11 protein-coding genes and 1 pseudogene are annotated in these 9,014 nt (G+C 70.4%); 10 read left to right on the top strand and 2 right to left on the bottom strand.

What is annotated here, in order from left to right:
- Both R6V09_RS38385 and R6V09_RS38390 read right to left on the bottom strand, forming a co-directional pair.
- Window positions 1–198: pseudogene (locus tag R6V09_RS38385) on the bottom strand (hypothetical protein); the annotation flags it as partial.
- A gap of 139 nt (window positions 199–337) precedes the next feature.
- On the bottom strand, window positions 338–1,915 hold the full coding sequence (locus R6V09_RS38390) for an oxidoreductase (protein WP_317886109.1): 1,578 nt from the start codon (window positions 1,913–1,915) through the stop codon (window positions 338–340).
- A gap of 202 nt (window positions 1,916–2,117) precedes the next feature.
- Here R6V09_RS38390 and hisD point away from each other — a divergent pair, with 202 nt between their 5' ends.
- From hisD to R6V09_RS38440, 10 genes are all read left to right on the top strand, one after another.
- On the top strand, window positions 2,118–3,443 hold the full coding sequence (gene hisD, locus R6V09_RS38395) for a histidinol dehydrogenase (protein ID WP_317886110.1): 1,326 nt from the start codon (window positions 2,118–2,120) through the stop codon (window positions 3,441–3,443).
- Window positions 3,419–4,546 (top strand): histidinol-phosphate transaminase, encoded by a 1,128-nt coding sequence (locus tag R6V09_RS38400; RefSeq protein WP_317886111.1) that lies wholly within the window; start codon window positions 3,419–3,421, stop codon window positions 4,544–4,546. The genes hisD and R6V09_RS38400 overlap by 25 nt, the downstream gene beginning before the upstream one ends.
- Window positions 4,543–5,136 carry an imidazoleglycerol-phosphate dehydratase HisB gene (gene hisB, locus R6V09_RS38405; RefSeq protein ID WP_043675308.1) on the top strand — a complete coding sequence of 198 codons (594 nt, stop codon included), beginning with the start codon at window positions 4,543–4,545 and terminating at the stop codon, window positions 5,134–5,136. Before R6V09_RS38400 ends, hisB begins: the two co-directional genes overlap by 4 nt.
- On the top strand, window positions 5,133–5,297 hold the full coding sequence (locus R6V09_RS38410; protein WP_200811998.1) for a hypothetical protein: 165 nt from the start codon (window positions 5,133–5,135) through the stop codon (window positions 5,295–5,297). Before hisB ends, R6V09_RS38410 begins: the two co-directional genes overlap by 4 nt.
- A complete protein-coding gene (gene hisH, locus R6V09_RS38415) occupies window positions 5,288–5,935 on the top strand; it encodes an imidazole glycerol phosphate synthase subunit HisH (RefSeq protein ID WP_317886112.1) in 648 nt (215 codons plus the stop codon). Before R6V09_RS38410 ends, hisH begins: the two co-directional genes overlap by 10 nt.
- The gene (priA, locus tag R6V09_RS38420) at window positions 5,935–6,663 is read left to right on the top strand and encodes a bifunctional 1-(5-phosphoribosyl)-5-((5-phosphoribosylamino)methylideneamino)imidazole-4-carboxamide isomerase/phosphoribosylanthranilate isomerase PriA (RefSeq protein ID WP_317886113.1); all 729 of its coding nucleotides are present in this window, start codon (window positions 5,935–5,937) and stop codon (window positions 6,661–6,663) included. The genes hisH and priA overlap by 1 nt, the downstream gene beginning before the upstream one ends.
- Entirely contained in the window at window positions 6,660–7,073 is a 414-nt protein-coding gene (locus tag R6V09_RS38425; protein WP_317886114.1) for a RidA family protein, read from the top strand. Before priA ends, R6V09_RS38425 begins: the two co-directional genes overlap by 4 nt.
- Window positions 7,070–7,825, top strand: a complete 756-nt coding sequence (hisF, locus tag R6V09_RS38430; protein ID WP_317886115.1) for an imidazole glycerol phosphate synthase subunit HisF — start codon at window positions 7,070–7,072, stop codon at window positions 7,823–7,825. The genes R6V09_RS38425 and hisF overlap by 4 nt, the downstream gene beginning before the upstream one ends.
- Window positions 7,826–7,948: 123 nt before the next feature.
- On the top strand, window positions 7,949–8,536 hold the full coding sequence (locus R6V09_RS38435; protein WP_317886116.1) for an ArsR/SmtB family transcription factor: 588 nt from the start codon (window positions 7,949–7,951) through the stop codon (window positions 8,534–8,536).
- Window positions 8,537–8,558: 22 nt separating this feature from the next.
- A partial coding sequence (locus R6V09_RS38440) for an MFS transporter (RefSeq protein ID WP_317886117.1) occupies window positions 8,559–9,014 on the top strand: 456 nt, incomplete at its 3' end.

Genomic DNA, 9,014 nt, shown 5'->3' on the forward strand with positions numbered 1-9,014 from the left:
CTCGGCGGACGCGCGGGTGGGTGCCAGCAGTGCGGCGGCCGGCCCGTACTCGCCGCGTCCGGCCGCGACCAGCACGGGGCCCAGCCGGTCGTCGGGCGCGTCGAGGAGTACCTCGTCGTCGGCCGGCAGTCCGGCGGCGAGCCGCGAGGTGTTCCTTGCCATCCGGGCGGTACGGATGAGCGCGCGCAGCAGAGCCATGGTGCCGACCATTGAAGGACCGGGATCCGGAGTGCGCCAGACCGTTTGAGCACCCCGTGGAAAGTTGTACGCGCTTCGGTCAAGCCCGGGCAAAAGGTGACTGTTGCTCATCTGTTCGAGTGCTGTGCGCGGGAGGTCGCTATCCGCGTCTGAGCAGGCGGGTCGCCCCCGCCGCCACCGTCGTCGCCAGGATCCAGCCCAGCAGGATCAGCGCCACGGACAGCCACTGCCAGCCCCCGTGCAACTGCCACTGGCCCACCTGCCCCAGGTCGATCACCGGCAGCAGCAGATCCAGCGCGAACAGGGCGGGGCTCCACAGCGGATGCCCGCCGCTGCTCACCGGCACATGGTCCGCGTGCGCGAAGGCCAGCGAACCGGCCGCCCACAGCACCGCCATCCATACGGCGGCCCGGCCCGGCCGGTACCCGTAGGCGACCGTCCAGTCCTGCGCGAACCCCCACAGCTTGGCCGCGACGGGCAGGCTCTCCCGGCGCCGCCGCTGCTTGGCGAGCAGCACCTCGCGCGCGTCCTCGTCCTCCCCGCCGTTGCGCAGCACGGTCGCGAGCCGCTCGTACGGCTCAGGGTTGTACTCGGCGGTCGCGGCGGCCACCCAGTCGAGGCGGGCGTCCAGCGGGAACGGGCCCTGCGGTACGAGGTTCTCGTACACGAAGCCGCCCATGTGGAGGTTGCCCGGACCCGGCCAACTGTCCTTCCCGTCGATCAGGTTGACGACCCGCGCCCCCGACAGCACCACCTTGCCGCGCCGCGGTTTCTCCCCGAGGAAGCGCAGCTCTGGCGCCTGGACCCGCAGCAGCGACAGCTCCTGGTCGTCCGTGAAGGTGAACCGGGCCCGCTCCAGGTCCACCGCGTCCCCGAACCGCCCGTCGTCCAGGCGCACCCCGCCCTGGCACGTGAAGCGCTGGATGCGGGTCCCGCGCGCGGGCGTGGTGCCGCTCAGCCAGGGGCCGCCGACGCCCGCCGGGGTGAGGTACAGGGTGCGGCCGACGGTCAGCTGCGGCGCGTTCAGGGCGAGCCGCGAGTACGGGTTGGCCAGCCGGGCGCCGCGCAGGCTCAGCGAGACGCCCACCTTGGCGCTGCGCAGGCTCAACTCACCGTGCGATTCGAGGAGTTCGGCCTGGAGGTCCTGCCCCACGGTCATGCCGTCGGCCGCGATCGAACGGCCCGTGCGGTCCCGGTAGACGATCGCCTGGTTGAGCAGCAGATCGGTGCCGATGTGCGCGTCGGTCAGCCGTACGCCGTTGTGGAAGCGGCAGCGCGGCAGATGCAGGTCACCCTCCGTGTGCACCCGCGCCGCCTCCAGCCGCGGCACCGAGCAGTCCACCAGCCGTACGGTCTGGAAGCGGGCCTCCGGGAGCAGCACCTCCCGCTCGAAGCGGCAGCCCTTCAGCTCGACGAACGGCGCGATCGTGCCGCCCGCCAGGTCCAGGGTGCCGCTGATCTGCACTCCGGTGAGTTTCAGCGAGGCCACCCGGCCCGACAGCGCGGGCGGCCCGTCCAGGAGCAGCCAGCACACGAACCGGGCCCGTACGGTCCGCTCGGGGCCCCACGGATGTCCGCCGTGCGGATCGTCGACGACGGTGTCGCCGCTGCTCAGGTCGTACACACTGCCGTTGCGGAAGGCCTGCCACATACCGGCCTCGGCGGCGGTCGCATCGTCCGGCACATCCCCCGCGCGGAGGCCGGCACCCTCGGTCACTGCTCTTTCATCCCTCTCACTTACTCACGGGTTTCGCACAGCTGTTCATGCCCGCTCCGTGACGCCCGGAACACTAGACGTACTGTGCTTTGTGGGGGGACACCCCTCACACCCCCCTGATCTTCCGGGTTCCGGCCACGTTCTGTATCAGCCATTGATATGCGCGAGCAGCGCCCGATCGCCGTCTGAGAGAATTACTTCCGTGATCTCCCGAATCGATCTGCGCGGCGACGCCCTCCCTGACGGGCCCGCCCTGCGCGACGTGCTGCCCCGAGCCGACTTCGACGTCTCGGCCGCCCTGGAGAAGGTGCGGCCGATCTGCGAGGCCGTGCATCATCGGGGCGACGCGGCGCTGATCGACTTCGCAGAGAAGTTCGACCGCGTGCGGCTGGAGCAGGTGAGGGTCCCGGCCCAGGCGCTCAGCGACGCGCTGGAGCAGCTCGACCCGGCGGTGCGCGCGGCCCTGGAGGAGTCCATCCGGCGCGCCCGGCTCGTCCACCGCGAGCAGCGCCGTACGACCCACACCACCCAGGTCGTGCCCGGCGGCACGGTCACCGAGAAGTGGGTGCCGGTCGACCGGGTGGGCCTCTACGCGCCGGGCGGGCGCTCGGTCTACCCCTCCTCCGTGATCATGAACGTCGTCCCGGCCCAGGAGGCAGGAGTCGGCTCCGTCGCGCTCGCCTCCCCGCCGCAGGCGGACTTCGACGGCCTGCCGCACCCGACGATCCTCGCCGCCTGCGCACTGCTCGGCGTCGACGAGGTCTACGCCGTCGGCGGCGCCCAGGCCGTCGCGATGTTCGCCTACGGCACCGAGTCCTGCGCCCCCGCCAACATGGTCACCGGGCCCGGAAACATCTGGGTCGCCGCCGCCAAGCGCTACTTCACCGGCCGGATCGGCATCGACACCGAGGCCGGACCCACCGAGATCGCGGTCCTCGCCGACGACAGTGCCGACCCGGTGCACGTCGCCGCCGACCTGATCAGCCAGGCCGAGCACGACCCGCTCGCCGCCGCCGTCCTGGTCACGGACTCCGTGACGCTCGCGGACGCCGTCGAGAAGGAACTCGAACCGCAGGTCGCGGCCACCAAGCACATCGAGGACCGGATCGCTCCGGCGTTCGCGGGCCGGCAGTCCGCGATCGTCCTCGTCGACGGTGTCGAGGAGGGGCTGCGGGTCGTGAACGCGTACGGCGCCGAGCACCTGGAGATCCAGACGGCGGACGCCGCCGCGGTCGCCGACCGGGTGCGGAACGCCGGTGCGATCTTCGTCGGACCCTGGGCGCCCGTCTCCCTCGGCGACTACGCGGCGGGCTCCAACCACGTGCTGCCGACCGGCGGTTGCGCCTGCCACTCCTCCGGCCTCTCCGTGCAGTCCTTCCTCCGGGGCATCCACATCGTCGACTACACCCGCGACGCCCTCGCCGACGTGGCGCATCACGTGGTGACGCTGGCGGAGGCGGAGGACCTGCCCGCGCACGGCGCGGCGGTCAAGGCGAGGTTCGGATGGAAGGTTCCAGAGAGCAAGTGACCGGCATCGACGATCTTCCCGTACGGGACGAACTGCGCGGCAAGTCCCCTTATGGCGCGCCCCAGTTGGACGTTCCCGTACGGCTGAACACCAACGAGAACCCCTACCCGCTGCCCGAGGCGCTGGTCGAGCGGATCACCGAGCGCGTCCGCGAGGCCGCCCGCGACCTCAACCGCTACCCCGACCGGGACGCGGTCGAGCTGCGCACCGAGCTCGCCAACTACCTCACGAAGACCGGTGGTTACCGCGTCGGCGTCGAGAACGTGTGGGCGGCCAACGGCTCGAACGAAGTCATCCAGCAACTGCTCCAGACCTTCGGCGGCCCCGGCCGTACGGCCATCGGCTTCGAACCGTCGTACTCGATGCACGCGCTCATCGCGCGCGGCACGGGGACGGGCTGGATCTCCGGGCCGCGCAACGAGGACTTCACGATCGATCTCGCCGCCGCCGAGCGGTGGATCGCCGAGAACAAGCCCGAGGTCGTTTTCATCACGACCCCCAACAACCCCACGGGCAACGCCGTTCCGCCCGAGACGGTCCTCGCGCTGTACGAAGCGGCCCAGGCCGCCAAGCCGTCGATGGTGATCGTCGACGAGGCGTACATCGAGTTCAGCCACGGCGACTCGCTGCTGCCGCTGCTCGAAGGTCGGCCGAATCTCGTCGTCTCGCGGACGATGTCGAAGGCGTTCGGGGCGGCGGGGCTCCGCCTCGGCTATCTCGCCGCGCACCCTGCCGTCGTCGACGCCGTCCAACTCGTACGGCTGCCCTACCACTTGTCGGCCGTCACCCAGGCGACCGCGCTGGCCGCCCTGGAGCACACCGACACACTGCTGGGGTATGTCGAGCAGCTGAAGTCCGAACGGGACCGGCTGGTGGGCGAGTTGAAGGCCATCGGCTGTGAAGTCGTCGAGTCCGACGCCAACTTCGTGCAGTTCGGGCGGTTCGCGGACTCGCACACCGCCTGGCAGAAGATCCTCGACCAGGGCGTCCTGGTCCGGGACAACGGCATCCCGGGGTGGCTGCGGGTCTCCGCCGGAACCCCCGAAGAGAACGACGCGTTCCTCGACGCGGTCCGTGAACTGAAGAAGGAGCAGAGCGCATGAACCGCGTAGGACGGGTGGAGCGGACGACCAAGGAGACGTCGGTCCTCGTCGAGATCGACCTCGACGGGCACGGCAAGGTCGACGTGTCGACAGGGGTCGGCTTCTACGACCACATGCTCGACCAGCTCGGCCGGCACGGTCTGTTCGACCTCACCGTGAAGACCGAGGGCGATCTGCACATCGACTCGCACCACACCATCGAGGACACCGCCCTCGCGCTCGGCGCCGCCTTCAAGCAGGCGCTCGGCGACAAGGTGGGGATCTACCGGTTCGGCAACTGCACGGTTCCCCTGGACGAGTCCCTGGCCCAGGTCACCGTCGACCTGTCCGGCCGCCCGTACCTCGTGCACACCGAGCCCGAGAACATGGCGCCGATGATCGGCGAGTACGACACCACGATGACCCGGCACATCCTGGAGTCCTTCGTCGCCCAGGCCCAGATCGCGCTGCACGTGCACGTGCCGTACGGGCGCAACGCGCACCACATCGTGGAGTGCCAGTTCAAGGCGCTGGCCCGCGCCCTGCGGTACGCCTCCGAGCGCGACCCGCGCGCGGCCGGCATCCTCCCCTCCACGAAGGGCGCGCTGTGACCAGCCTGTCGAGCCTCCTCATCGTCGTCGGGCTCTTCCTCCTCGGCGGGGTCTACTCCTTCGTCAAGCAGAAGATGCCGCGCCAGCTCATCGTGCTGATCTCCATCGCCGCCGCGATGTGCCTGGTGGCCGGGGTCATGAGGCTGGAGGTGTGGAATTGAGCGCAGCGAAGAAAGTAGTCGTCTTTGACTACGGCTTCGGGAACGTCCGTTCCGCCGAGCGTGCCCTCGCGCGCACGGGTGCCGAGGTCGAGATAACGCGTGACTACGACAAGGCCATGAACGCGGACGGCCTGCTGGTGCCCGGTGTCGGCGCCTTCGCCGCCTGCATGCAGGGCCTCAAGGAGGCGCGCGGCGACTGGATCGTCGGCCGCCGACTGGCCGGCGGACGCCCGGTGATGGGCATCTGCGTCGGCATGCAGATCCTGTTCGCGCGCGGCATCGAGCACGGCGTCGAGACCGAGGGCCTGGACGAGTGGCCCGGCTCGGTCGAACCCCTGCAGGCCGAGATCGTGCCCCACATGGGCTGGAACACCGTCGACACCCCGGCGGGCTCCCAGCTCTTCGCGGGCCTGGACGCGGACGCGCGCTTCTACTTCGTGCACTCCTACGCCGTTCACGACTGGTCCCTGGAAGTCGTGAACCCGGCGATGCGTGCCCCCCTGGTGAGCTGGACGACGCACGGCAAGCCCTTCGTGGCCGCCGTGGAGAACGGCGCGCTGTGGGCCACGCAGTTCCACCCCGAGAAGTCCGGCGACGCCGGAGCGCAGCTGTTGAACAACTGGATCGGAACCCTCTGATGCCTTCGAAGCTCGAACTCCTCCCCGCCGTCGACGTCCGCGACGGCCAGGCCGTCCGCCTCGTCCACGGCGAGTCCGGGACCGAGACCTCCTACGGCTCCCCCCTCGAAGCCGCCCTCGCCTGGCAGCGTTCCGGCGCCGAGTGGCTGCACCTCGTCGACCTGGACGCCGCGTTCGGCACCGGTGACAACCGCAAGCTCATCGCCGAGGTCACCGGCGCCATGGACATCAAGGTCGAGCTGTCCGGCGGCATCCGCGACGACGACACCCTCGCCGCCGCCCTCGCCACCGGCTGCACCCGGGTGAACCTCGGCACCGCCGCGCTGGAGACCCCCGAGTGGGTCGCCAAGGTCATCGCCGAGCACGGCGACAAGATCGCGGTCGGCCTCGACGTACGCGGCACGACCCTGCGCGGCCGCGGCTGGACCCGCGACGGCGGCGACCTCTACGAGACCCTGGACCGCCTCAACTCCGAGGGCTGCGCCCGGTACGTGGTCACCGACATCGCCAAGGACGGCACCCTCCAGGGCCCCAACCTGGAGCTGCTGCGCAATGTCTGCGCGGCGACCGACCGCCCGGTCGTGGCCTCCGGCGGCGTGTCCTCGCTCGACGACCTCCGCGCCATCTCCGAGCTGGTACCCCTCGGTGTCGAGGGCTCCATCGTCGGGAAGGCCCTGTACGCGAAGGCGTTCACTCTGGAAGAGGCCTTGGAGGCGGTGGCCCGGTGACCGAGCTACGACGCGTGTCGACCGGCGCGCCCTGGGAGGACGCCTTCGGCTACTCCCGCGCGGTGGAGCTGCCCAACGGCCTGGTGCTGGTCTCCGGGTGCACGTCGATAGTGGACGGCGAGATCGCCGGGGGCGGTCCCTACGAGCAGACGGTCAACGCGTTCAACGTCGCGTTCGCGGCGCTGGAGCAACTGGGTCTCGGTCCCGCCGATGTGGTGCGCACCCGTATGTACATCACCCACGCCCGGGATGTGGACGACGTGGGCCGCGCACACAAGGAGCTCTTCGACGCGATCCGGCCCGCCGCGTCCATGATCATCGTGTCCGGTTTCGTCGACCCCAGCCTGGTCGTCGAGGTCGAGGTGGAGGCGTACCGGACGGAAGCGCGTGGCGAGGAGGGCTCGTCATGACCCTCGCCGTACGCGTGATCCCCTGCCTGGACGTCGACAACGGCCGGGTCGTCAAGGGTGTCAACTTCCAGAATCTGCGCGACGCGGGCGACCCCGTCGAGATGGCCAAGGTCTACGACGCCGAGGGCGCCGACGAACTGACCTTCCTGGACATCACCGCGTCCTCCGGCAACCGCGAGACGACGTACGACGTGGTCCGCCGCACCGCCGAGCAGGTCTTCATCCCGCTCACGGTCGGCGGCGGGGTCCGCACGGCCGAGGACGTGGACAAGTTGCTGCGGGCGGGCGCGGACAAGGTCGGCGTCAACACGGCGGCGATCAACCGGCCGGAGCTGATCCGGGAGATCGCGGAGCGGTTCGGCCGCCAGGTGCTGGTGCTGTCGGTGGACGCGCGCCGGACTTCCGAGGGCTCCTTCGAGGTCACCACCCACGGCGGTCGCAAGGGCACCGGCATCGACGCCATCGAATGGGCGCACCGGGCCGCCGAGTTGGGCGCGGGGGAGATCCTGCTCAACTCGATGGACGCGGACGGCACGAAGGACGGCTACGACCTGGAGATGATCGCGGCGGTCCGCAAGCACGTGACCGTGCCGGTGATCGCCTCCGGCGGAGCGGGCAAGCTGGCCGACTTCCCGCCCGCGGTGGCGGCGGGCGCGGACGCGGTGCTGGCCGCCTCCGTCTTCCACTTCGGGGATCTGCGGATCGGCGAGGTCAAGCAGGCGCTGCGGGAAGCGGGTCACCCCGTGAGGTGATCCCCTGAGACCTGTTGTAAGCCCCGGCTGCCTGGCGGTCGGGGCTTACTTGTGGGGGGATGCAAAAGGAAAGTTGCGCAAAATATATTGCGCAACTTTCCTTTCGCATCTAACGTCGAGTGCATGACCTCGGACGAGACCCGCACCATCACCGATCTGGGGACGCTCAAGGCGTTCGCGCACCCGCTGCGCCTCAAGCTGTACCGGGCGCTGTACGTGGCCCGTACGGCGACCGCGTCGCAGCTCGCCGACCAGGTCGACGAGGCCGTTTCGCTGGTGAGCTACCACCTGCGCAAGCTTGCCGAGCACGGGCTGATCGAGGAGGCCGAGCAGCAGAGCGGTGACGGCCGGGAGCGCTGGTGGCGGACCACCGCCGAGAGCCTGATCGTGCGGCACGAGGACGTGAAGGACGCCCCCGAGAAGCTCGCCACCCAGGGGGCGCTCGTGCGGGCGCTGCTGGAGCAACGTGTCGACCTGTACCGGCGTCACCTCGACGAGTCCGAGTCCTGGAGCGACGAGTGGCGCTCGGCGGGTTTCGACGGCGAGTACCTCCCACGACTGAACGCGCCCGAACTCGCCGAACTGGGGCACGAGTTGGACGCCCTGATCAAGAAGTACCAGGCCAGGGGGCGGGCCGCCGAGCAGGCGGGCGACACCCAGGGCCGGGAGAACGTCGCGATCCACCTGTACGGCTTCCCGTTCCGCGCCTGAGCCCCGGAGAGGACGAACTCCCGTGCCCACCACGCTCACAGCCCCCGGCACAGCCACCGACAGACCCGCCCACCGCGACCCCAACGTCCTGCGCTGGCTCGGCGCCTACGCGTCGTCGATGGCCGGCGACGGGGTCTACTACATAGCCCTGTCCTGGGCCGCCGTACAAGCGGGCTCCCCGGCGCAGGCCGGCCTGGTCATGTCGGTCAGCGCGCTGCCCCGCGCGGTGCTGATGCTGGGCGGCGGGGTGATCGCCGACCGCTTCGGTCCGCGCCGGGTCGTCATCGGCAGCGACGCCGTGCGCTGCGCGGCCGTACTCGCCGTGGCCGCGCTGCTGTTCCTCACCGGCCCGGGGCTCTGGCCGCTCGCGGTACTCGCCCTGGTCTTCGGCATCGTGGACGCCGTCTTCGTACCCGCCGTGGGCGCCCTGCCCGCACGCGTCACCGGCAAGGCGCAGCTCGCCAGGGTGCAGGGCATA

Source organism: Streptomyces sp. W16, assembly GCF_033194735.1.
GTDB lineage: Bacteria > Actinomycetota > Actinomycetes > Streptomycetales > Streptomycetaceae > Streptomyces.